20 protein-coding genes are annotated in these 22,927 nt (G+C 73.4%); 11 read left to right on the forward strand and 9 right to left on the reverse strand.

Going from position 1 to position 22,927, the window contains the following annotated elements; translation table 11 throughout:
- The first annotated feature begins 30 nt into the window (after window positions 1-30).
- On the forward strand, window positions 31-1,446 hold the full coding sequence (locus RB614_RS01545) for an RNB domain-containing ribonuclease (protein WP_308710471.1): 1,416 nt from the start codon (window positions 31-33) through the stop codon (window positions 1,444-1,446).
- Window positions 1,443-2,195 (forward strand): helical backbone metal receptor, encoded by a 753-nt coding sequence (locus RB614_RS01550; protein ID WP_308710472.1) that lies wholly within the window; start codon window positions 1,443-1,445, stop codon window positions 2,193-2,195. The genes RB614_RS01545 and RB614_RS01550 overlap by 4 nt, the downstream gene beginning before the upstream one ends.
- Here RB614_RS01550 and RB614_RS01555 read toward each other — a convergent pair.
- Window positions 2,177-3,055: a helix-turn-helix transcriptional regulator gene (locus RB614_RS01555; protein WP_308710473.1), complete on the reverse strand. Its 879-nt coding sequence runs from the start codon at window positions 3,053-3,055 to the stop codon at window positions 2,177-2,179. The genes RB614_RS01550 and RB614_RS01555 overlap by 19 nt on opposite strands.
- A 101-nt stretch (window positions 3,056-3,156) precedes the next feature.
- Between RB614_RS01555 and RB614_RS01560 the strand changes: the two genes are divergently transcribed.
- Window positions 3,157-4,155 (forward strand): aldo/keto reductase, encoded by a 999-nt coding sequence (locus RB614_RS01560; RefSeq protein WP_308710474.1) that lies wholly within the window; start codon window positions 3,157-3,159, stop codon window positions 4,153-4,155.
- Window positions 4,156-4,254: 99 nt separating this feature from the next.
- Here the strand turns inward: RB614_RS01560 and panB are convergent, their stop codons facing one another.
- The 5 genes from panB to RB614_RS01585 all read right to left on the reverse strand — a co-directional run bounded on the left by panB (window position 4,255) and on the right by RB614_RS01585 (window position 8,943).
- The gene (gene panB / locus RB614_RS01565; protein WP_308710475.1) at window positions 4,255-5,085 is read right to left on the reverse strand and encodes a 3-methyl-2-oxobutanoate hydroxymethyltransferase; all 831 of its coding nucleotides are present in this window, start codon (window positions 5,083-5,085) and stop codon (window positions 4,255-4,257) included.
- 111 nt (window positions 5,086-5,196) lie between these two features.
- Entirely contained in the window at window positions 5,197-5,772 is a 576-nt protein-coding gene (locus RB614_RS01570; protein ID WP_308710477.1) for a Uma2 family endonuclease, read from the reverse strand.
- A gap of 29 nt (window positions 5,773-5,801) precedes the next feature.
- Complete coding sequence (locus tag RB614_RS01575) at window positions 5,802-6,377, reverse strand: Uma2 family endonuclease (RefSeq protein WP_308710478.1); 576 nt, start codon at window positions 6,375-6,377, stop codon at window positions 5,802-5,804.
- A gap of 26 nt (window positions 6,378-6,403) precedes the next feature.
- Window positions 6,404-8,161 (reverse strand): NAD+ synthase, encoded by a 1,758-nt coding sequence (locus RB614_RS01580; RefSeq protein WP_308710479.1) that lies wholly within the window; start codon window positions 8,159-8,161, stop codon window positions 6,404-6,406.
- Entirely contained in the window at window positions 8,128-8,943 is an 816-nt protein-coding gene (locus RB614_RS01585; RefSeq protein ID WP_308710480.1) for a hypothetical protein, read from the reverse strand. The genes RB614_RS01580 and RB614_RS01585 overlap by 34 nt, the downstream gene beginning before the upstream one ends.
- Window positions 8,944-9,189: 246 nt before the next feature.
- Between RB614_RS01585 and glnA the strand changes: the two genes are divergently transcribed.
- Window positions 9,190-10,542 carry a type I glutamate--ammonia ligase gene (glnA, locus tag RB614_RS01590; RefSeq protein WP_308710481.1) on the forward strand — a complete coding sequence of 451 codons (1,353 nt, stop codon included), beginning with the start codon at window positions 9,190-9,192 and terminating at the stop codon, window positions 10,540-10,542.
- A 760-nt stretch (window positions 10,543-11,302) separates the two neighbouring features.
- On the opposite strand, the gene RB614_RS01595 is transcribed toward glnA, so the two are convergent.
- Complete coding sequence (locus RB614_RS01595; RefSeq protein ID WP_308710482.1) at window positions 11,303-11,632, reverse strand: hypothetical protein; 330 nt, start codon at window positions 11,630-11,632, stop codon at window positions 11,303-11,305.
- Here RB614_RS01595 and RB614_RS44210 point away from each other — a divergent pair.
- Complete coding sequence (locus RB614_RS44210) at window positions 11,528-11,956, forward strand: helix-turn-helix transcriptional regulator (RefSeq protein WP_428982899.1); 429 nt, start codon at window positions 11,528-11,530, stop codon at window positions 11,954-11,956. The two genes, RB614_RS01595 and RB614_RS44210, sit on opposite strands and share 105 nt — an antisense overlap.
- Window positions 11,957-11,972: 16 nt before the next feature.
- On the opposite strand, the gene RB614_RS01600 is transcribed toward RB614_RS44210, so the two are convergent.
- The gene (locus RB614_RS01600; protein WP_308710525.1) at window positions 11,973-12,848 is read right to left on the reverse strand and encodes a S66 peptidase family protein; all 876 of its coding nucleotides are present in this window, start codon (window positions 12,846-12,848) and stop codon (window positions 11,973-11,975) included.
- 170 nt (window positions 12,849-13,018) lie between these two features.
- On the opposite strand from RB614_RS01600, the gene RB614_RS01605 reads away from it, so the two are divergent.
- The 4 genes from RB614_RS01605 (at window position 13,019) to RB614_RS01620 (ending at window position 18,603) form a co-directional block, all read left to right on the forward strand.
- Window positions 13,019-13,753 (forward strand): type 1 glutamine amidotransferase, encoded by a 735-nt coding sequence (locus RB614_RS01605; RefSeq protein ID WP_308710483.1) that lies wholly within the window; start codon window positions 13,019-13,021, stop codon window positions 13,751-13,753.
- A complete protein-coding gene (locus RB614_RS01610) occupies window positions 13,754-16,744 on the forward strand; it encodes a bifunctional [glutamine synthetase] adenylyltransferase/[glutamine synthetase]-adenylyl-L-tyrosine phosphorylase (protein WP_308710484.1) in 2,991 nt (996 codons plus the stop codon).
- An 81-nt stretch (window positions 16,745-16,825) separates the two neighbouring features.
- Window positions 16,826-17,722: a helix-turn-helix domain-containing protein gene (locus RB614_RS01615; protein ID WP_308710485.1), complete on the forward strand. Its 897-nt coding sequence runs from the start codon at window positions 16,826-16,828 to the stop codon at window positions 17,720-17,722.
- Window positions 17,723-17,781: 59 nt separating this feature from the next.
- The gene (locus tag RB614_RS01620; RefSeq protein WP_308710486.1) at window positions 17,782-18,603 is read left to right on the forward strand and encodes an SAM-dependent methyltransferase; all 822 of its coding nucleotides are present in this window, start codon (window positions 17,782-17,784) and stop codon (window positions 18,601-18,603) included.
- Here RB614_RS01620 and RB614_RS01625 read toward each other — a convergent pair whose 3' ends face one another.
- Complete coding sequence (locus RB614_RS01625) at window positions 18,604-20,190, reverse strand: hypothetical protein (protein ID WP_308710487.1); 1,587 nt, start codon at window positions 20,188-20,190, stop codon at window positions 18,604-18,606.
- 36 nt (window positions 20,191-20,226) lie between these two features.
- On the opposite strand from RB614_RS01625, the gene RB614_RS01630 reads away from it, so the two are divergent.
- Both RB614_RS01630 and RB614_RS01635 read left to right on the forward strand, forming a co-directional pair.
- Window positions 20,227-21,417: a glycosyltransferase 87 family protein gene (locus RB614_RS01630; protein WP_428982891.1), complete on the forward strand. Its 1,191-nt coding sequence runs from the start codon at window positions 20,227-20,229 to the stop codon at window positions 21,415-21,417.
- Window positions 21,414-22,868, forward strand: coding sequence for a pyridoxal phosphate-dependent decarboxylase family protein (locus RB614_RS01635; RefSeq protein WP_308710489.1), 1,455 nt, complete (start codon window positions 21,414-21,416; stop codon window positions 22,866-22,868). The genes RB614_RS01630 and RB614_RS01635 overlap by 4 nt, the downstream gene beginning before the upstream one ends.
- Window positions 22,869-22,927: the final 59 nt, after the last annotated feature.

Genomic DNA, 22,927 nt, shown 5'->3' on the forward strand with positions numbered 1-22,927 from the left:
GGGTGGGACGCGTGCAGTAAGAATGACCGCGTGGTTATTCGACGCGTCGTCGCACCCCGCATCGATTTCGGCAAGCTGCGCCGCGAGTTGGAGCTCCCTGAGGAGTTCCCGCTCGCGGCGCAGCGCGAAGCCGACGAGGCGGCACACCGGACCCCACTTCCGGCCGCCGACCGCACAGACATCCCGTTCGTCACGATCGACCCGCCCACCTCGCGCGACCTCGACCAGGCCATGTGGATCGGGCGCCGCGCCGGCGGATATCGGGTGCACTACGCGATCGCCGACGTCGCGGCGTACGTACGCCCCGGCGGCGAGCTCGAGGCGGAGACCTGGCGCCGCGGGCAGACCGTCTACCTCCCTGACGGCAAGGTGCCACTGCACCCCGTCGCGCTGAGCGAAGACGCGGTCAGCCTCCTGCCCGACCAGGAGCGGGCCGCTGTCGTCTGGACGATCGACCTGGACTCCTCGGGCGAGACCACCTCCGTCCACCTCGAACGCGCCCGGGTGCGCAGCCGGGCCAAGCTCGACTACGCCGGCGTGCAGTCCGACGCCGACGCCGGGCGGCTGCCCGAGCCGATCGCCGCGCTCCCCGCGCTCGGCGCGCTCCTCGTCGAGCGGGGCCTCGCCCGCGGCGCGATCAGCCTCCCGCTGCCCGAGCAGGACATCGAGCCGGACGGCACGGGATGGCGCCTGGTGCTCCGCGCGCCGTACCCGGTCGAGGAGTTCAACGCACAGATCTCGCTCCTCACCGGCATGGCCGCCGCGCGCGTGATGCTCGACGGCGGCGTCGGCCTGCTGCGTACGATGCCGGCGCCGCGCGAGCAGTCGATCGCCAAGCTCCGCGCAGCCGCCGCCGCGCTGGGCGTGCAGTGGCCGGACGGTACGCCGGTCGGGCGCGTGGTGGCCGCCGTCGACCCGGCGCGGCCGCACGCCGCCGCGTTCCTCGACCACGCGGCGGAGCTGATGCGCGGCGCCGGCTACACCGCGTTCGACGGCAAGGTGCCGGACGACCCGGGCCACGGTGCGGTGGCGGCGCCGTACGCGCACGTGACGGCGCCGCTGCGGCGGCTGGCCGACCGGTACGCCACCGAGGTGTGCCTCGCGCTCTTCGCCGGCGCTCCCGTGCCCGACTGGGCCGGCACGGCACTGCCGAAGCTCCCCGAGGTGATGTCCGGCACCGACCGCATCGCCTCCACCGCCGAGCGCGCCGCCGTCGACCTCACCGAGGCGGTGCTGCTCGCCGGCCGGGTGGGCGAGGAGTTCGACGCCGCGGTGCTCGACCTCGACGACCGCCCCAAGCGCGTACCGGGCGGGATGATCGCGCTCGACGAGCCACCGGTCCGCGCCCGCTGCGAAGGTGACCTCCCGCTCGGCGAGCGGATCCGGGCCCGCCTGGTGACGGCCGACCCCGGGCAGCGCCGCATCCTCTTCACCCGCGCCGAGTGAACGACGACCTGGGCGCGGCGGTGCACCTGCCGCGCCCGCCGAGCCGCGTGGTCTCGCTGGTGCCGTCACTGACCGAGGCGATCGCGGTGAGCACGCCCGGGCTGCTCGCCGGCGCCACCGACTACTGCACCCACCCGGCCGGGCTGGACGTGCCGCGGGTCGGCGGCTCCAAGTACCCGTCGGTGGAGCGCGTCCTCGCCCTGGCGCCGGACCTGGTCGTCGCGAACGCGGAGGAGAACCGCCGCGAGGACGTCGAGGCGCTCCGCGACGCCGGCGTGCCGGTCTGGGTGACCTACCCGCGCACGCTCGACGCGGCGTTCACCTCACTGGCCCGGCTGATGGCCGTCCTGGGCGCGGGCGAGCCGGCGTGGCTGGGGCAGGCCCGCACCGCCTGGGAACGGCCGGCAGAGGGGCCGCCGCGGCGGGCGGTGGTGCCGGTCTGGCGGCGGCCCTGGGTGGTGCTGGGCGGCGACACGTTCGCCGGCGACCTGCTGCGCCGGCTCGGCGTCCACAACCTGTACGACGACGCGCCCGACCGCTATCCCCGACCGCCGCTCGCCGAGATCCTCGCCCGCGAACCCGACCTCGTGGTCCTCCCCGACGAGCCGTACGCCTTCACGGCCGGCGACGGGCCGGAGTCGTTTCCTGGCGTGCCGTACGCGCTCGTCTCCGGCCGCCACCTGACCTGGTACGGCCCGTCGCTGGCCGAAGCCCGCGCGCTGCTGGAGGCTCAGCTGGACGCCGCCTGATCCCGTTCCTTCGCGCTCGTGGCGTCCGTGGGGAACTCCTCGACGCCGAGCACGCGCAGCAGCTCCAGCCGCTCGCGGGCCTCGGCGTCCGCCGGGGTGAGCACGAGCAGCTGCTGACCCTGGTCGGGCGTGACCAGCGTCTCGCAGTCCATCAGCACCCGCCCCACCCGCGGGTGCACGAAGGTCTTGCGGTCGGCCCGGCGGACCGCCACCTCGTGCTCGGCCCAGAGCCGGCGGAAGTCGGCGCTCGCCGCCCGCAACCGCTCGACAAGTCCGGCGACCGCGGGATCCTCGGAGCGGCGGCCGGCGGCCGCGCGCAGGTCGGCAACGATGCGGCGGGCGTGGTGCTTCACCTCCTCCGGCGGGTGGACGGCGCGGGCTTCCGGCTCGGTGAACCAGCGGTACACGACGTAGCGCCGGTCGCCGGAGAAGTGGGTGTGGTCGCCGGCCAGCAGGACGGCCGTCCGGTTTTGGGCGAGGACCTCGCCCAGGTCGGAGATCACCATGGCCGGGGTGTCGCCGAGCAGGTCGAGGACGCGCAGCAGGCCCGCCCGGGCCAGGCGGGCCACGCCGTCGGCCGGCGGAGGCTGGTGGCCGGCCAGGTGGAACAGGTGGTCGCGCTCGTCCTCGGAGAGGCGCAGCGCGCGGGCCAGCGCGCCGAGCAGCTGGGTCGAGGGCTGGCTGCTGCGCCCCTGCTCGAGGCGGACGACGTAGTCGACCGACATGCCGGCGAGCATGGCCACCTCCTCCCGCCGCAGCCCGGTGGTGCGGCGGCGCGGGCCGGCGGCGATGCCCACCTCCGCCGGGCGGATCGCCTCGCGGCGGCGGCGCAGGAAGTCGGCGAGCTGGTCACGCTGCATGCCTCCATGCTCCGCCCGGCCCCCGCGGCGATCCAGGGAGCGGCTCTCCCACGATGAACGCTCCGCTGCCGCCCGGCCCGGCGCCGGCGCACGGTGGAGCCATGCAGACACGAACCTTGGGAAGCACCGGGCCGGCCGTCTCCGCGCTGGGCCTGGGCGCGATGGGCATGTCGGACGGCGCGTACGGCCCGGCCGACCGCGGGGAGAGCATCGCCACGGTGCACGCCGCGCTGGATGCCGGCGTCACGCTGGTCGACACCGGCGACTTCTATGCCATGGGCCACAACGAGATGCTGCTCGGCGAGGCGCTGCGCGGCCGGGACCGGGACAGCTACCTGCTGAGCGTGAAGTTCGGGCAGCTGCGCGGGCCGGGTCACGCGTTCGGCGGGCAGGACAGCCGTCCCGAGGCGGTGCGAAACTTCCTGGCGTACTCGCTGACCCGGCTCGGCACCGAGTACATCGACATCTACCGCCCGGCGCGGCTCGACCCGGCGGTGCCGATCGAGGAGACGGTGGGCGCGATCAAGGAGATGATCGACGCCGGGTACGTGCGGCACGTCGGCCTCTCGGAGGTCGATGCCACGACGATCCGCCGCGCGCACGCCGTACACCCGATCGCCGACCTGCAGATCGAGTACTCGCTGCTGTCCCGTGCGGTGGAGGCGGACGTCCTGCCGACGTTGCGGGAGCTCGGCATCGGCCTGACCGCGTACGGCGTCCTCGGCCGCGGCCTCATCTCCGGGCACTGGAGCGCCGGCCACGCCGCCGGCCCGAGCGACCTGCGCGGCCTCAGCCCGCGGTTCGCGAGCGGAAACGTGGAGCACAACCTCGCCCTGGTCGAGGCGCTGCGCCGGGTCGCCGAGGCGAAGGGCTGCACCGTCGCCCAGCTCGCCATCGCCTGGGTGGCCGCGCAGGGCGACGACATCGTGCCGCTGGTCGGCTCCCGTACCCGGGTACGGCTGGCCGAGGCGCTGCCCGCGATCGCGGTGGAGCTCACCGCGGACGACCTCGCCGAGATCGAGAAGGCGGTGCCGGCCGGGGCGGCGCGCGGCGACCGGTACCCGCCCATGTACATGTCCAGCCTCGGCGTCGGGAACTGAGCCGCGCACCGCGACGGCCGCGTCCGGCTGTGATCGAAGCTCCCTTCAAGTCGTTCTAGCGACTTGAAGGGAGCTTCGATCACAAACGTGGGGGAGGGCCTAGTGGAACGCGTGCTCGGGCCCGGGGAACTCGCCGCCGCGGACCTCGTCGGCAAAGCGCTTGGTGGCGTCGGTCAGCGCGCCGGCCAGGTCGGCGTAGCGCTTGACGAAGCGGGGCCCCTTGCCGGTGCGCAGGCCGGCCATGTCCTGCCAGACCAGCACCTGGGCGTCGGTGTCCGGGCCGGCCCCGATGCCCACCGTGGGAATGGCGAGGTCGTGCGCGATCCGCTTGGCGACCTCGCTGGTCACCATCTCCAGTACGACCGCGAACGCGCCCGCCTCGGCCACCGCGTGGGCGTCGGCCACGACCTCCTCGGCCGCGTCGCCACGGCCCTGCACCCGGTAGCCGCCGATCGCGTGCTCGCTCTGCGGGGTGAAGCCGACGTGGGCCATCACCGGGATGCCGGCGCCGGTGATCGCGGCGATCTGCTCGGCCACCCGGCGGCCGCCCTCCAGCTTGACCGCGTGGGCGCCGCCCTCCTTCATAAACCGGACGGCGGTGCGCAGCGCCTGGGTGGGGCCCTCCTCGTACGAGCCGAACGGCAGGTCGGCGACGACCAGCGTGCGCTTGGTGGCGCGTACCACGGCGCGGACCAGCGGGAGCAGGTCGTCGACCGTGACCGGGACGGTCGTCTCGTAGCCGAACACGTTGTTGGCCGCCGAGTCGCCGACGAGGAGCACCGGGATGCCGGCCTCGTCGAAGATGGCGGCGGTGTACTGGTCGTACGAGGTGAGCATCGGCCACCGCTCGCCCCGCTGCTTGGCCGCGATCAGGTCGCGCGTGCGTACCCGCCGGGTGGCCGGACCGCCGTACAGAGTCGGCTCGGACATCGTCGTCTCCTCTCGCCTCGAGGCCGCGGACGCGGTCCCCGGGTCACTAGGAGCAACTGTCCCACCGCACCGACCGGACACGTCAGGTGTTAGTGGAAGATTTCACACACGTTACGCGAGGGTGGGCGGTGCCCCTTCGAGGAGGCGATCCAGAAGCACTGCCTCGTGACCGAGGTACGCCCGCTCGCCGTGCTTGTCGATCCCGAGCGTGAACATGTGCACCGTCGCCTGCCCGCTGTCGCGCTCGATCCGCCAGTAGTGCCTGATTCCGGCACCGGCATACTCAGCTGGCTTTCGCATCCGGTCTTCACTCCGAGTGCTGGGCGAGACGACCTCGACTACGAGGATTGTGTCTTCCGGCTCGATCCACACGGTGCCGCCGGAGACGGGCCGGCGCAGCACCATCACATCTGGATTGCGGCCAGACGATCGTCCGTTGATGCGAATGCCGGGCGTCGGAAGCACGAGACCTCTGGCGTAGCCATTTGTGCGAAACCACGTGACCAGGTCGGCGATGACGCTCATGTGATCAGCGTCGGCCGGCGCCATGATGAGGAGGTTACCGTCGATCAGCTCGTAGCGGTGTCCGTGCTCGTCCGCCGCGGCCAGCTCGGCTACGTCATCGAGCGTGAGCTCGTAGACGGGCAGCTCGACTCGCAGCCGCCGCTTGGGATGTACGGTCGTCACGGCTCACCTCCTCAGGCCGACGGCTCGCGTCACCACAGGTCGGGCGGCCTGCTCGCGAGCATGTCTTCGAGCAGGACAGCCTGATGATCCAGATAGGTCGGCTCGCCTCGCTGATCGTTGCCCAAGCGGAATCGGTGCACTGTCGCCTCGGCATTGTCGCCGCGCTCGACCCGCCAGAAGTGGGCGATTCCAGCCCGAGCGTACTCGCCGGGCTTGGTCTCGCGATCGATCCGCTCCGAGCCGGGCGAGACGATTTCCAGGACAAGCGCCACGTTTGCCGGATCCACCCAGACCACGCCGCGCGGAACCGGATCGCGAACGACCAGAAGATCGGGGACGCGGCCATCCGACTTTTCGGTGATGCGCAGCCCAGGTGTCGCCAAGACCAAGTCCTGCTGGTATGTGGAAAGGAACCAGGCACCGATGCGCACGACCAGGTTGGCGTGTCCGGCGTCGGCTGGGGGCGCGACGAAGAGGGTGCCGTCGACCAACTCGTAGCGGTGGCCGGACTCGTCGGCGGCGGCCAATTCGGTCACGTCGTCAAGAGTTAACGGACGCCGCGGCAGCTCCACCCGCGGGCGTGGCTTGGGATGGACCGTGGTCATGGCTCACCTCCCTCGATCCACCCATGCTACCGGTCGGAGGGCTCCCGCCACCGGTTCGTGATCGGCAGGCGGCGGTCGCGGCCGAATGCCTTTATCGAGATCTTCGTACCGGGCGCGGACTGGCGGCGCTTGTACTCCGCCATGTCGACCATCCGCAGCACCTTGTCGACCACGGCCGGGTCGTGCCCCTCGGCGACCAGGTCGTCGCGGCCCTTGTCGCCGTCGACGTAGCCGATCAGGATCGCGTCGAGCGCGGTGTAGTCGGGCAGCGAGTCGCTGTCGAGCTGGCCCGGGCGCAGCTCGGCGCTGGGCGGCTTGCTGATCGCGCTCTCCGGGATGGGCGGCTCGGTGCCGCGCCGCTCGGCCTCGTCGTTACGCCAGCGGGCGAGCGTCCACACCATCGTCTTGGGCACGTCCTTGAGCGGGTTGAAGCCGCCGACCGAATCACCGTACAAAGTGGAGTATCCGACCGCGAGCTCGCTCTTGTTGCCCGTGGTCAGTACCAGGTGACCCTCCTGGTTGGACAGTGCCATGAGGATGACGCCGCGCACCCGCGCCTGGAGGTTTTCCACGGCGAGGCCGGAGAGCGACATGTTGGCCAGGAACGCGTCGACCATCGGCTGGATCGGCTCGATCCGGTAGTCGAGGCCGGTGCGCTTGGCGAGGTCGGCCGCGTCGTCGCGGGAGTGCTCGGACGAGTGCTGGCTCGGCATCGAGACGCCGGCCACCCGCTCCGGGCCGAGCGCGTCGACCGCGATCGCCGCCACCACCGAGGAGTCGATGCCGCCGGAGAGGCCGAGCACGACCGAGCGGAAGCCGTTCTTGCGGACGTAGTCGCGCAGGCCCAGCACGAGCGCCTGCCACACCTCGGCCTCGTCGGTGACCCGCTCGGCGACGCCGCCCTCGACCGGGGTGGCGGGTGCGGGCGGCACCGGCTCGACGACCAGCCGCCGCACGCGCATCTCGCCGAGGTCGCCCTCCGGCGCGTCCGGGTCGGCGGCCGGCAGGTCGAGGTCGTGGATCAGCAGGTGCTCGGCGAACTGGGGGGCGCGGGACAGCAGCGTGCCGTCCGCGGCGACCACCATCGAGTCGCCGTCGAAGACCAGCTCGTCCTGGCCGCCGACCATGTTCACGTACGCCACCGGGGCGCCCGCCTCCCGGGCCCGCCGGGCGACCAGCGGAAGCCGCACGTCGTCCTTGTCCAGCTCGTACGGCGAGCCGTTGATGTTGACGACGAGGCCGACCCGCGCGTCCCGGGCGATCGCGAACGGCCCGCCGGCCTGCCAGATGTCCTCGCACACGGTGAGAGCCACGTCGACGCCGGCCAGGCGGACGACGGTCAGGACGTCACCGGGCACGAAGTAGCGGTCTTCGTCGAAGACCCCGTAGTTGGGCAGGTGGTGCTTGTAGTACCGGGCGGCGACCCGGCCGCCGTGCAGCAGCGCCAGCGCGTCCCGCGGGCCCCGGTCGGGCTCGGCCTCGGCGCTGATCCGGGCCGCGCCGTCGGCGTCGAGGTAGCCGACCACGACCGGCAGGTCGCCGAGGCCGTCGGCGGCCAGGTCGGCGGCGAGGCGCTCCAGCGCGGCGACCGACGCGGCCACGAAGGACTCCCGGAAGACCAGGTCCTCGACCGGGTATCCGGTCAGCATCATCTCCGGGAACGCGACGAGCTGGGCGCCCGAGTCAGCCGCCGCCCGGCTCCACTCGCGCACCGCGGCCGCGTTGCCGGACAGGTCGCCGACGGTCGGGTTTACCTGGGCGAGGGCGAGGCGCAGAGTCGGCATGGCTCCATCTTCCCAACTCCGCGCCGATCATGCCCTGTGAGACGGCGCTCGTCCCGCGGCACGAGGGGCGCCGCCCGGCGCAGCGCCCGGGTCAGCATCGCCGCGACCTGCCCCGGGTCGGCGGAGCCGGCCGGACCGAGGTGCCGCAGCACCGACAGCACGGGGCCGAGGCGTCCGACGGCCAGGTACCCGTGTCGCGTACCAGAGGCGTCGCGGCGGCCCAGCGGGCGGGCCGTGACGCTGACCGCGTAGGCCTCGTCGCCGACCCGCCGCAGTGCCATGTCGCGGAGCTGGACCCGGACGGCGGTCCCGTCCTCCAGGCGGGCGTCGAACTCCGGGCAGGAGCCGGACGCCCGGCGCAGCTCGCCCACCGCGCGGGCCGCGCCGCCGGGCCCGAAGAGCGCGAGCGCCTCGCGGAGCAGCGTGGCCCGCTGGCCCCCGGCGTAGTCGCCGACCGCCCGGTCCCGCGCGCCGGCGCCGGCCACATCCCAGGGCCGCTCGAAGAGCGCTCGACACCCCTCGGTCCGGCCGGTGTCCTCGACCGGGGTCGGCTGCGGGGCCGGCGCGGGGCGGTACCCCTCGGGCAGGTCCCGCTGCGCCAGCAGCGCCTCGGCCAGCTCCGGCTGTGTCGCGGTGAGCGGCCCGGCCAGCGCGGACGGGCTCGGCGCGGCCGGGCGGTCGCGCTGGTGCACGGGTACGTCGATCACGCCGGCGGTGGCCAGCACAGCGGCCAGTGCACCGCCGAGCGCGACCCCGCCGGCGATCATGCGGAATCGTGGCATGGCGCTTGTCCCCTCCCGTACGTTTGGTATCAACGGCCACGAACCGGACAGGTTGCGCCAGGACCCGGTACGGCGGCCAGCGCCCTCTTCACGTAACGTCGGTGTAACGGCATGGCGGGTCTGATCCGCTAGCCTTCGCGCAGCTACACCGCTTGGGCGCCGTTGGCCGTGTGGCGGGGACGCCAGGCGGCGAACGGCGCAGGGAAGAACAGCGTCACTACAGCTACAGCGTCACTAGGGGTTGAAGTGGACCGTCAGCAGGAGTTCGTGCTCCGCACTCTGGAGGAGCGCGACATCAGGTTCGTCCGGTTGTGGTTCACCGACGTGCTGGGCACGCTCAAGAGCGTCTCGGTGGCGCCCGCTGAGCTGGAGGCGGCGTTCGACGAGGGCATCGGCTTCGACGGCTCGGCGATCGAGGGCTTCGCCCGCGTCTTCGAGTCCGACATGATCGCCATGCCCGACCCGACGACGTTCCAGGTCTTCCCGTTCGAGGGCGGGGTGAGCGGCGAGAGCGCCCGGATGTTCTGCGACATCCTGCTGCCCGACGGCAGCGGCTCCTGGGCCGACCCGCGCCACGTGCTGCGCCGCGCCCTGTCGAAGGCGGCGGAGAAGGGCTTCACCTTCTACACCCATCCGGAGATCGAGTTCTTCCTGCTGGAGAACGGCGCCTCGGACGGCTCGATCCCCACCCCGGTCGACGCCGGCGGCTACTTCGACCACACCACCCATGCCATCGCCCGCGACTTCCGCCGCCAGGCGGTGCTCGCGCTGGAGCGGATCGGCATCTCGGTGGAGTTCAGCCACCACGAGGTCGCGCCCGGCCAGCAGGAGATCGACCTGCGCTACGCCGACGCGCTCACCACCGCCGACAACATCATGACGTTCCGGCACGTGGTCAAGGAGGTGGCGCTGTCGCACGGCGTGCGGGCCACGTTCATGCCGAAGCCCTTCACCGACCAGCCGGGCAGCGGCATGCACACCCACCTGTCGCTGTTCGAGGGCGAGCGCAACGCGTTCCACGACGCGAGCGACCCGATGAAGCTCTCCAAGGTGGCCAAGGCCTTCATCGCCGGCCTGCTGGTGCACGCCCGGGAGTACACGGCGGTCACCAACCAGTGGGTCAACTCGTACAAGCGGCTCTTCCCGCAGGCCCTGCCCGATCGGATCACCGAGTCCCCGGCGTACGTCTGCTGGGGCCACCTCAACCGCTCCGCGCTGGTCCGCGTCCCGGCGTACGGCAAGCCCAACTCGGCCCGCGTCGAGGTCCGCTCCCTCGACTCGGCGACCAACCCCTACCTGGCGTTCGCGGTGCTGCTCGGCGCCGGCCTCAAGGGCATCGAGGAGGGCTACGAGCTCCCGCCCGGCGCCGAGGACGACGTGTGGTCGCTCTCCAACGCCGAGCGCAAGGCCATGGGCTACGAGGCGCTGCCGGAAAACCTCTCCGAGGCGATCGACGTGATGGCCGGTTCCGAGCTGGTCGCCGAGGTGCTCGGCGAGCACGTCTTCGACTTCTTCCTGCGCAACAAGCGCGCCGAGTGGGAGCAGTACCGCCGCGAGGTCACCCCGTACGAGCGCCAGCGCTACCTGGGCGCTCTCTAGATTTTCTTGGGTGCATTCCCGCGGGCACCGCTCTGGCCGGCGGCTCGCTGGCGCTCGCCGACTTCCCCGCCCTCCGCTGGCGGGTCCGCGCCGGTTTGGTTGCGCTGTCTGCCGGAGCCGAGGTGTGCGTGCGTGGAGCTCTGGAGCTGCCCGCACGAACGGGGCACGTCGACGAGCGGCCCGCGCCGCGGGCGAAGAGGGTAACCGCGACCAGGCGCGGAGGGTGAGGCCGCGGGAATGCACCCCAAGAAAACGCTCCGCTGCGCTCCACGTTTCCCCGGGGACCCCGCGCGACGGTCTGGACCACGACGGGCGTCGCGGTAGCCCAAATCTGTATCTCTGGGTCTATGGAGCTTCGGCGTCGAGGCCTGCCGGGGCGGCGTCCCTTGATCAGCGTCAGCGTCGGCTGGCTCTGGGCAGATCGTGGTACTTGGGTGCCCCCGCAGGGGCACCTGAGTACCACGATCTACGTCTTGGGTTGATCTTGGAGCGTCGATCAAGGGAACCTGTGGCGGCAGAGGCGCGGCCTGGACTCCGGCCGGTGGCTGCTGGGAGCTCTCGAGCTGGGCGCCCGCGCGCCCAGCTCGAGCCTCTGGGGTTGGGCGGTTACTTCGTCGGGGTCGGCGCCGGGCTCTCCGGTGACGAGGGTGGTACCCGACCGAGGCTGGAGGCGTGACCTGGGCTGCCGCCCTGGGGAACCTGTCCCGCGCCTGAAAATCCACGCCCGTCATGCGCGGATAGCGTGGTTTGGCGCTGGCCGTTACCAGCCCGCGCACAGGATCACGTCGAACGCTTGTTCGATCAGCTTGGCCGGTCGTAGCGTCGACCCATGCGCTGCACTCTCGATGTTTCGCCGAGCGAGGCGGTCGCGATCGCCATCGGGCTGTACGGGCTGGCCGGCACCCCGCTGCACGCCGACGCCGCCGCGGCCCTGCGCAAGCTGGTGCGCGTGATGCCCGACGCCGACCTGGTGACCGCCCGCGAGATGGCCGACCTCGCGTCCCGTGGCACCACCCCCACGGTCCCGCGCGTGGTCGCCGACGCGCTGCACGAGCGCACGGTGCTCCGGATCGAGTACGCGGACCGGCACGGCACCGCCACCACGAGGTGCGTCGAGCCGCTGGGATACATCGCGGACCACGACCACTGGTACCTGGTCGCCTGGTGCCGGCTGCGGGACGGGGTCCGGGCCTTCCGCACGGACCGCATCGAGTCCCTGACAGCGACGGGCGAGCCGGCGCCCCCCCCCCCGCAAGCCCCACACCATCATAAATGCGCCGCACCCATGCTGAGCAACACGCCCGCCCCCCCGCCCCCCCCCGCCCCCCCCCCCCGCGCGGGCCCCCCCCCCCCCCCCCCCCCGCCCCGCCGCTGCCGATCTGATCGTCGCCGGCCACTGGCCGGCACTGGTTGAATGGGGAAAGTGACTGTCACGTCACACCCGGCGACACGGTCAGCACCCCGCCGTCCGCGTCGAGGGTGGCCGGGGTGCCGACCGGCACGGTGAGCTGCCCGGTGCCGTGGCCGATGGGCAGGCCGCCGAGCACCGGTACGCCCAGGTCGCCGAGGCGCTCGGCCAGCACGGTGGAGACCGGCACGTCCCAGCCGTCGGCGCAGTCGGTGAACTGCCCGACCGCCACGCCCGCCACCCCGTCGAGCGCGCCGGCCCGGCGCAGGTGGGTGAGCATACGGTCCACTTTGTACGGTGCTTCGGCGACATCCTCCACGAGCAGGATCGCGCCGCGCAGGTCGGGGAAGTCGGCAGTGCCCACAGAGGACACTAGGAGGCTGAGGTTGCCCCCGATCAGCGGGCCGGTGGCGGTGCCGGGCACCAGGACCGGCGCGGTCTGCTCGGTCTCCACCCGCTTCACCACGACCGGCTCGGTGCCCATCAGCGCGGCGCGCAGCGACTCGGCCGACACCGGTGGGGTCCGCGCGTCCAGCCACGCCGCGCCGGGACCGTGCACTGTGGCCAGTCGCGCGCCCCGCCAGAGCGCGAGCTGCAGCGCGGTGATGTCGGAGAAGCCGGCCACCACCTTCGGGTCGCTCCGGACGGTGGCCATGTCGATCTCGTCGACGATCCGCTGCGCGCCGTACCCGCCGCGGGTGCAGAGGACGCCGCGCACCTCCGGGTCGGCGAAGGCGGCGTTGAGGTCGGCGGCCCGCAGCGCGTCGGCGCCGGCGAAGTAGCCGTGCCGGGCGAACGCGTTCGGCCCGAGCACCGGGCGCAGGCCCCAGCCGGTCAGCAGCTCGATGCCGCGGGCCACCCGCTCGGGCTTGGTGGGGCCGCTCGGCGAGACCAGCATCACGGTGTCGCCGGGCTGGAGGGCACTGGGCAGCAACGCGGTCACGCCCCGAGCCTAGGGCCTGTATCAGATTCCTTGCCGGGCTGCGCCGGGCCCAGGCGCCGCCGTGCGGCGCCGGGCGCAAGGCCACAAACTCTTTGATACAGGCCCTAGCGGGATAGCCTCGGTACGTGACGACGGCGCTGGTGATCGAAAACGACCCGACCGACGACGCGCGACGGCTGGGGGAGTGGCTGACCGAGGCGGGCCTCGCCCTCTCGGTCGTACGGCCCCACGCGGGCGACCCGCTCCCGGCAGACCTGGAGGGGTTCGTGGCGCTGGTGGTGCTCGGCGGTGAGCAGTCCGCCTACCCGCCCCGCCCCGACTGGTTCGACGGTGTGGAGGCGCTGCTGCGCAAGGCGACCCGCAACGGCGTACCCACGCTGGCGATCTGCCTCGGCGCGCAGCTGATGGCCACCGCGCACGGCGGTACCGTCGAGCGCAGCTCCGCCGGGCCGGAGATCGGGCCGGCGCTGGTCGGCCGCCGGGACGCCGCGGAGACCGACACGCTGTTCCGGTACGTGCCGCTGGCGCCGGACGTGCTCCAGTGGCACATCGACGAGATCACCGAGCTGCCCGCGGGCGCGGTGCTGCTGGCCGCCTCGACGCGCTACCCGCACCAGGCGTTCCGGATGGGGGAGCGGGCCTGGGCGTTGCAGTTCCACATCGAGTGCGACACCCCGATGATCGCGGACTGGGCGACCTCCCTCCCGGAGGGCTGGGACCCCGACGAGGTCGTCGCCGCCTGCGACGCCGTGATGGTCGACGTCGAGGAGGTGTGGCAGCCGTTCGCGGCCCGCTTCGCGGCGCTGGCGCTCGGTGAGCTGGGCGACGTCCGCCGCCCCCTGCCGCTGCTGGGCCGGTAGATGACGAGGCCGACGAGCGCGCAGGCGCGGCTGGCCCGCTACGGCTTCGGGCTCGCCGCCGACGTCACCCGGGCCGCCGAGCTGCTCGGCCCGCACGGGCTGGGACTGTGGGACCCGGAGGCCCAGGAGCCCACCGACGGGCCGGCCGGCGACCTGCTCACCGCACTGTCCCGGGCGGCCGACCCGGACCTCGCGCTGCTCCAGCTGCACCGGCTGGTCGAGGCCGACCGCCGCCGGGAGGGCGAACTGCTCGCCACGATGGCCGCCGACGCCGGCCTCTGCCGCCGGCTCGTCGCGGTGCTCGGCGCCTCGTCCGCGCTCGGCGACCACCTCGTCGCCAACCCCGGCCACTGGAGCGCGCTGATCACCGGCAAGGACGGCATCGCACCCAACGGCGACGGCGGGCTGCACCTCGCCGCGCCGACCGTGCCCGCGCTGCGCAACGCGTACCGGCTGGCCCTGCTCCGGATCGCGGCGGCCGACCTGACCGGCGGGCGCGGCCTGGAGCAGACCATGGCGGCGCTGTCCGGGCTCGCCGACGCGACGCTCCAGGCGGCGTACGGCATCGCGGTCGCCGAGCTGCCCGCCGGCACCGAGCCGCCGCGGCTGGCGGTGGTGGCGATGGGCAAGTGCGGCGGCAACGAGCTCAACTATGTGTCCGATGTGGACGTCATCTTCGTCGCGGCGGCCGACGCCGACCTCTCCGCCGGCACCGCCGTCGCCGCCCGGCTGATCGCGATCTGCGGCCAGGTCGCCTGGCAGGTCGACGCCGCGCTGCGGCCGGAGGGGAGCCGCGGCCCGCTGGTGCGTACGCTCGCCAGCCACCTGTCGTACTACCGGCGGTGGGCCCGCACGTGGGAGTTCCAGGCGCTGCTCAAGGCCCGCCCGGCGGCCGGCGACGCGGAGCTGGCGCAGGAGTGGATCGACCAGCTCGCCCCGCTGGTGTGGCACGCGGCCGAGCGTCCCGAGGCGGTCGAGGACGTGCGCGCGATGCGCCGCAAGATCATCGACAGCGTGCCGCCCCGGGAGCTGTCCCGCGAGATCAAGCGCGGGCCGGGTGGGCTGCGCGACATCGAGTTCGCGGTGCAGCTGCTCCAGCTCGTGCACGGGCGGGTGGACGAGTCGCTGCGCGGGCCCGGCACGCTGCCCGCCCTGCGCGCGCTGGTGGCCGGCGGCTACGTCGGCCGGGCCGACGGCGAGGCGCTGCTGCGCGCCTACCGCTTCCTGCGCACCGTCGAGCACCGGCTCCAGTTGCAGGCGCTGCGCCGCACCCACACGGTCCCGGCCGACCCGGCCGCCGTCCGCTGGCTCGCGCACGCGCTGGGATATGCGGCCACGCCTGAGCGCGCGGCCGTCGAGGCGTTCCGGGCCGACTGGGTCGCGCACGCCGCCGAGGTACGCCGCCTGCACGCCAAGCTCCTCTACCGCCCGCTCCTGGAGGCGGTGGCCCGGGTGCCGGCAGACGGGTTGCGCATGGTGCCCGAGTCGGCCGCCAAACGCCTGCGGGTGCTCGGGTTCGAGCCGACCACCGCGCTGCGCCACATCGAGGCGCTGACCGGCGGCCTGTCCCGCACCGCGGCGATCCAGCGGACACTGCTGCCGGTCCTGCTGCAGGAGTTCGCCGACGCGCCCGAGCCGGACCGCGGCCTGCTCAGCTACCGCCAGGTCTCCGACAAGCTCGGCAGCACCCCCTGGTACCTGCGGCTGCTGCGCGACGAGGGCCCGGTGGCGCTGCGGCTGGCCCGGGTGCTGGTCCTGTCCCGGTACGCGGCCGACCTGCTCGCCCGCGACCCCGAGGCGCTGCGCCTGCTGGCCGACGACGCCGAGCTGGTGCCCCGCCCGCCGGAGGTGCTCCGCGAGGGGTTCACCGCCGCGGCGGAGCGGCACACCGACGCGCCGCTCACCGGCGCCGGCGAGCAGCGGGAGGCCGGAACCGAGGCGATCGGGGCGGTACGCGCGCTGCGCCGCCGCGAGCTCTTCCGCGTCGCCTGCGCCGACGTGCTCGCCCGGGCCGGCACGCTCGCGCCCGCGCGACCACTCGACATCACGTCCGTCGGGAGTGCACTGTCCCATGTGGCCGATGCGACGCTCGCCGCCGCTCTCCGGGCCGCGCGCGCCGCGGTGCCGGAGATGCCGGGACTGCGCTTCGCCATCATCGGCATGGGCCGGCTCGGCGGGTACGAGATGAGCTACCCCTCCGACGCCGACGTGCTCTTCGTCTACGCCCCGCCGCCCGGCGTACCCGAAGACGCCGCGAGCGCCGCCGCCCACGCGATCGCCGAGGAGCTGCGCCGCCAGCTCGGCCGCCCGGCGCCCGACCCGCCGCTCGGCGTCGATGCCGACCTGCGCCCCGAGGGGCGGCAGGGGCCGCTGGCGCGCAGCCTCGCCGCGTACGCGCAGTACTACGCCCGGTGGTCGAAGGTGTGGGAGGCGCAGGCGCTGCTGCGGGCCCGCTGGGTGGCCGGCGACGAGGCGCTGGGACGCGAGTTCGAAGCGCTCGCCGACACGGTCCGGTACCCCGAGCACGGCCTCACCCGCGAGCAGGTCACCGAGATCCGCCGGATCAAGGCGCGGGTGGAGACCGAGCGGCTGCCCCGCGGCGCCGACCCGGCGACCCACGCCAAGCTGGGCCGCGGCGGACTGGCCGATGTGGAGTGGGCGGTACAGCTGGTGCAGCTGCGCCACGCGCGGGCGGTGCCGGAGCTGCGCTGCACCCGTACCCTCGACGCGCTCGCCGCCGCCCGCCGCGCCGGCCTGGTGGCCGCCACCGACGCCGCGGCGATGGCGGACGGCTGGACGCTCGCCGCCCGGGTGCGCAACGCGTTGACGCTGGTCCGCGGCCGCCCGACCGACCAGCTGCCCCGGCACGGCGTGGACCTGGCCGGCGTGGTGCGCCTGCTCGACGGCGGCGACCCGGGGGAGTTCCTCGACCACTACCTGCGTACGGCGAGGAGGTCGCGGGCCGCCTGCGAACGCGTTCTCGCCAGCTGACCAGCCGCCTGGATTTTGATCGCTTCCATTTACCACCAACCCGGTGGCATGCTATGCCTCGGGACAGCCGGGGAGGTGCGGGTGACTGGATCGCTGGACCAGGACCGGCCAGTCGACGGCCCGACTGCCGTCCGGATACTCGTCGGTGCCCAGCTGCGGCAGCTGCGCGAGGCGCGCGGCTTTACGAGGGCGGAGGCCGGCGAGACGATCCGGGCCTCGGAGTCCAAGCTCAGCCGCATGGAGCTGGGCCGGGTCGGCTTCAAGCAGCGTGACGTCAAGGACCTGCTCACCCTCTACGGCGTAGACGACGAGGCCGAGCGCGAGGCGGTGCTGGCCCGGGTCCGCGAGGCCAACGCACCCGGCTGGTGGCAGCCGTACAGTGACGTGACGCCCAACTGGTTCCAGCGCTACCTGGGCCTGGAGGCGACCGCGTCGCTCATCCGGACGTACGAGGTCGCGTTCGTGCCGGGCCTGTTGCAGACCGAGGAGTACGCGCGGGCCGTCATGTCGCTCAGCCACGGCACCGGGCTGCTCGACGAGATCGAGCGCCGGGTGCGGCTGCGGCTGGAGCGGCAGCAGGTGCTCACCCGGCCGGATCCGCCCCGGCTGTGGGCGGTGGTAGACGAGGCCGCGCTGCGCCGCCCGGTCGGCGGGAGGCGGGTGATGCGCGACCAGATCGAAGCGCTGATCTCGATGGTCGTCAAGGCGCCGAACGTTAGCCTCCAGGTCGTCCCGCTCGCGGCCGGTGGCTACGCCGCGGCCGGCAGCCCGTTCACGATCCTGCGCTTTCCGCAGGCCGGCATGCCCGACGTCGTCTACATCGAACAGCTGACCGGCGCGCTCTACCTGGACAAGCGCGAAGAGGTCGACTACTACTTCGACGCGGTCAACCGGCTCTTCGTGGAGGCCGCGCCGGTGCGCGAAACAGTACGGATCCTCGAACGCATCATTCACGACCTCGATCAAGCGCCAGACTGACCCAGATGTATCCTTGGCGCGCCGAATCGACAGCGGCACACCCCTGAAGGGCAGCACTCGTGACCGAGGAAACCGACCTCTCCGGCAGGGCAGAGGCAGCAAAGCCCAAGATCGACACTTCGGTTCCGCAGACCGCCCGGGTGTGGAACTACTGGCTCGGCGGCAAGGACAACTACGCCGTCGACCGCGCTCTCGGCGACGAGATCACGAAGGCGTTCCCGATCATGCTGGACATCGCCCGTGCCGACCGCGCCGTGCTCAACCGGGCGGTGCGCTTCCTGGCCGGTGAGGCGGGCGTGCGCCAGTTCCTCGACGTCGGCACCGGGCTCCCCACCGCCAACAACACGCACGAGGTGGCCCAGTCGGTCGCCCCGGAGGCGCGCATCGTCTACGTCGACAACGACCCGCTCGTGCTCGTGCACGCCCGGGCGCTGCTGACCAGCGGCCCCAAGGGCGCCACCGACTACGTCGACGCCGACATCCGCGACACCGAGACGATCATGCGCGAGGCGGGGCGCACGCTCGACCTCACCGAGCCCGTCGCGGTCATCCTCTCCGGGATCCTGGCCCATCTGCCCACAGTGGACGACGCCAGGTCGGTGGTGCGGAGCATCATGGACGCGCTCCCCTCGGGCAGCTACCTGGTGGCCCTCGACGGCACCAACACCAACCCCGAGCTCAACGAAGTCATGAAGATCTGGAACGAGACGGCCAACCCGCCGTACACGATGCGCAGCCCGGAAGAGATCCGCAGCTACTTCGACGGGCTGGAGTTCGTCGAGCCGGGGCTGGTCGACGTCACCACCTGGCGGCCCGACCCGAGCCCGTCCGGCCCGCCGCCGCTGCTCGACAACCTGGTCGGCGTCGCCCGCAAGCCCTGATCACGACGTGATCGTGTAGCGCCCCGGGCCGGGCACGCGGGTGGCCGTCCAGCCGCCGCCGTCCGGGGCCAGGGTCGCACCCCCGCCGACGGTGAGCCAGCGGCTGTGCCGCACGCGTACCACGACGGTGCCGGCCGCCGGCGCGTCGAACGTCAGCGAGGCGGCGTCGCTCGCGACCAGCGTGGCCGGGGTGGCGACCACCGGCGTGGGGTCGGGCACCTCGTACAGCCGCCAGTGGTCGCCCTGCCACACCTGTCGCAGCAGCCGCGGGACCAGCTCGGCCTCGGCCCGTCCCACCCAGGAGAGCTCCGCGTCCGGCACAGCGACGTAGGTGACCGCGTTCTCCGCCAGCCACGCCCGGTAGGCCGCCGGGGTCAACGCCACCCCGGTACCGGACGCGCCCGGCACGGTCTCGAAGAAGAGCGGGTTGCGGTCGATGTCCACCTGCCGCAGCCAGCCCCGGGCCAGCGGAAAACCGTCCAGGTACGCGGCCTCCCAGTAGTCCCGGGTCGGCGGCACCTCCACCCGCCCCGCCGGCCGCCGGGCGCTCAGCTCGGCCAGGAGCGGCGCGAAGTACGCCGGGTCGCTGGTCGGGTCGCCGGCGTCGCGCAGGTCCGCCCAGGCGACCGGCGGCTGCCACCAGTACCCGGCGGCGAGCGTGGCGGCGAGCCCGGCGGCGGCGAGCCGGTTACGGGTGCGCCGGGGGATGCGGATCCGGGCGTGGATCCGGGGCGAGCGGACCCCGCGCGGCATCCGCGGCACCCGGGCGCAGGCGGCCAGCACCGGCAGCGCGAACATCGCCGCCAGCCGGGTCGCGTTCAGCCCGACCGGGGTGTGCACCAGCGCGGCGACCAGCACGCCGGCGGCCGAGAGCAGCGCGCCGGCCCGGACCGGGCGGTACGCGACCAGCAGCGCCACGACCAGGCTCGTGACGATCGCGTGGGTGGCGTCGGTGCGGCTGATGTTCATCCAGCCGCCCTCGCCGAACAGCACCGCGGTCACGCCGAGCGGGACCGCCCCGGCCACCGCGAGGACCGCGCCGTCCCGCGGCCGGCGGCCGAGCAGCAGCGCCACCCCGGCGAGCCCCACGAAGAGCCCGGCCACCGGGCTGGTCGCCGAGGCCAGGAGCGCGAGCAGCCCGGCCACGACCAGCCGGTACCGCAGACCGGAGACCAGCGCCACGAGCGCGGCCAGCCCGAACGCCACGCCGAGCGCGTAGGTGACCCGGCCGGAGACCAGGTTGCCGGCGACGCACACGGCACCGACCAGGCCGCCGAACAGCGGCCGGGGCACGCCGGTGCGCACCAGCAGCGCCGCGAACGCCACCGCCGCCCCGACCAGCGCCAGCGCGCCGGTCACCCGTACCCCGAGCAGGGCCATCACCGGCTGCGAGACCAGGCTGTACCCGAACTGGTTCGTCCCCCCGTACCAGCGCAGGTCGATCGGGGTGAAGCCGTGGCCGGCGAAGAATTCGGCGCGGGCGACCTGGGCGGATAGATCGGGGCCCATCCTGGGTAAGGCGAGGAAGGCGGCGGCGAGTGCGGTCGCCAGGACGCCGGTGGCACCCACCGTACGACCCTCGGACACGCCCACCTCCACTTCGCGCAGAGACTAACTGGCAGCATGGAGCAGATGAACAGGAGGATCGCCGTTGCCGTCGCCGTGGTGCTGGCGACGGCCGCCTTCCTGAGCTTCGCCGCGATCCGCCACGGCTTCTTCGACCTCAAGGTCTACTACGGCGCGATCAACTACTGGGTGCACGACGGCGGCCAGATCTACGACTGGCTCAAGCCCAACAGCAAGTACGGCTACACGTACCCGCCCTTCGCCGCGCTCGCGATGCTGCCGATGGCGTTCGTCTCCTGGCCGGTCGCGATCGTGCTGAGCTGCGCGGCGGCGGTGGTCACCACCGGGCTGCTGGTGTACTGGCTGGTCGACCCGATCGCCCGGCGCGAGGGGTGGACCCGCTGGTTCACGTTCGCGATCGCGGCCTGCCTGGTGGCCGCGTTCGAGCCGCTGCGCGAGACGTTCAGCTTCGGCCAGGTCAACACGCTGCTGCTCTTCCTGGTCGCGGCCGACCTGCTGTGGCTGGCCGGCCGGGGGCACCGGGCGGCCGGCGTGGGCATCGGGCTGGCCACCGCGGTCAAGCTGACCCCGGGGATCTTCATCCTGTACCTGCTGATCACCCGCAGATGGCGGGCCGCGATCACGGCGAGCGCGACGGCGGCCGGTGCGACACTCCTGGCCGCCGCGCTGGCGCCGGACGCGTCCCGGCAGTTCTGGACCGAGATGCTCTGGAACACCGACCGGGTCGGCTCGCTCTCGTTCGTCTCCAACCAGTCGCTGCAGGGCGTCGTGGCGCGGCTCGACCCGGTGCACCCGAGCACGATCCTGTGGCTGGCGCTGGTGGTCGCCACGCTCGCGGTCTGGGTGTGGCGGGTGCGCGGCGCCGACGTGCGTACCGGGCTCGCGCTCACCGGCGTGGTCGGCTGCCTGATCAGCCCGGTGACCTGGGTGCACCACCTGGTCTGGCTGCTGCCCGCGCTGATCCTGCTCGTCGACCGCGCGATCGCCGCCCGGGACCGCCGGCTCATCGCCTTCGCGGTTTTCGCGTACGGGATGCTGATCAGCCGGTTCGTCTGGATCTGGGAGCGCGGCTCGCCCGGCGTGAGCGGCTTCGTCGGCAGCAACATGTACGTCTGGCTCAGCATCGCCCTGCTCCTGCTCCTGCCGATACCCGACAGGTCCGGTGGGCCACCTCTTTCCGATTGGTCCTCCGCGGAAGCCGATCAACAGCGCACCGTGAGAGCATGACTGATCCCTTGCTGGATGGCGACGAGGAAGCCGTGCTGCGCCAGGTCTACGCCGCCGCCGGGCCGTACCTCGCCTCGCTCGCCGACCGCCCGGTCCTCGACCCGGCCTCCGCGCCGCTCCTGGCCGACCTCTCCGGCGACCTCCCGGACAAGGGCGAGGGCGCGGCCGCCGCCGTGCGCCGGCTTCTCCACGTGGGTACGGCGGCCGCGACGCACTCCGCCGGCCCGCGCTTCTTCCACTTCGTGATCGGTGGTGTCACGCCGGCCGCGCTCGCCGGCGACTGGACCGCCTCGCTGCTCGACCAGAACGCCGCCTTCCGCGCCTCGTCCACCCTCGCCACCGAGGTGGAGACGGTGGCGCTGCGCTGGCTGCGGGAGCTGTTCGGGCTCCCCGAGGGGTTCGGCGGCGCGCTGGTGGCGAGCGCGACGTTCGCCAACTTCACCAGCCTCGGCGCGGCCACCCACTGGTGGGGCGAGCGGCACGGCGCCGACGTCGCCGCGGCCGGGCTGGCCGGCCTGCCGCGCATGCCGGTGCTCTCCAGCGGGTACGTGCACGCGAGCTCGCGCAAGGCCCTGCAGATGCTCGGCCACGGCCGGGACGGCGTGGAGGTCTTCGCCCGCGACCCGATCGGCCGGGTCGACCTGGCGGCGATGGAGCGGCGGCTGGCCGAGCTCGGCGCGCCCGCGGTGCTCATCGCGAACGCGGGCGAGGTGAACGCGGGCGACTTCGACCCCGTGGCCGACCTCGCCGACCTCGCCGAGCGGTACGGCGCCTGGCTGCACGTGGACGGCGCGTTCGGACTCTTCGCCGCCCTGTCGCCGCGTACCGCCGGGCTGGTCGCCGGCATCGAACGGGCCGACTCGATCGCCGGTGACGCGCACAAGTGGCTCAACGTGCCGTACGAGAGCGGCTTCGCCTTCCTGCGCGAGCCGGCCCGCCTGGCGTCCGCGTTCGGCATGCCGGGGGCGGCGTACCTGCCCGCGCCCGACGCCCTGGGCGCGTCGCGAGCGGGGCGAGCGCAGGCCAGCAGGGACCCGCGCGGCGGGTACGCGCTGCTCGGCCCGGAGTCGTCCCGCCGCGCCCGGGCGCTGCCGATCTGGGCCACGCTCGCCGCGTACGGGCGTGCGGGGTACCGGGCGATGGTGGAGCGCCACCTCGACCTCGCCCAGCACCTGGCCGCGCTCGTCGACGCGGCACCCGACCTGGAACGCCTCGCCGACGTACCGCTCTGCATCGTCTGCTTCCGGGTGCGCCCCGCCGGCGTACCCGAAGAGGAGCTGGACGACCTCAACCGCGAGGTCGGCGCGGCGCTGCTCGCGGACGGCCGGGTCTTCGCCGGCACCACCGTGTACGGTGGCCGCGTCGCCCTCCGCCCGGCCATCGTCAATTGGCGCACCACGGAGTCGGACATCACCGCGTTCGTGGAGATCGTCCGGTCGTTGATCCCCTGAGGCAGGCCCCGGTTGCCCCGGCGTTTGCCGGATGTTGGCCGGCTGGACAGGCGCGCTGA

The organism is Phytohabitans maris (assembly GCF_031085175.1).
Taxonomy (GTDB): domain Bacteria; phylum Actinomycetota; class Actinomycetes; order Mycobacteriales; family Micromonosporaceae; genus Phytohabitans; species Phytohabitans maris.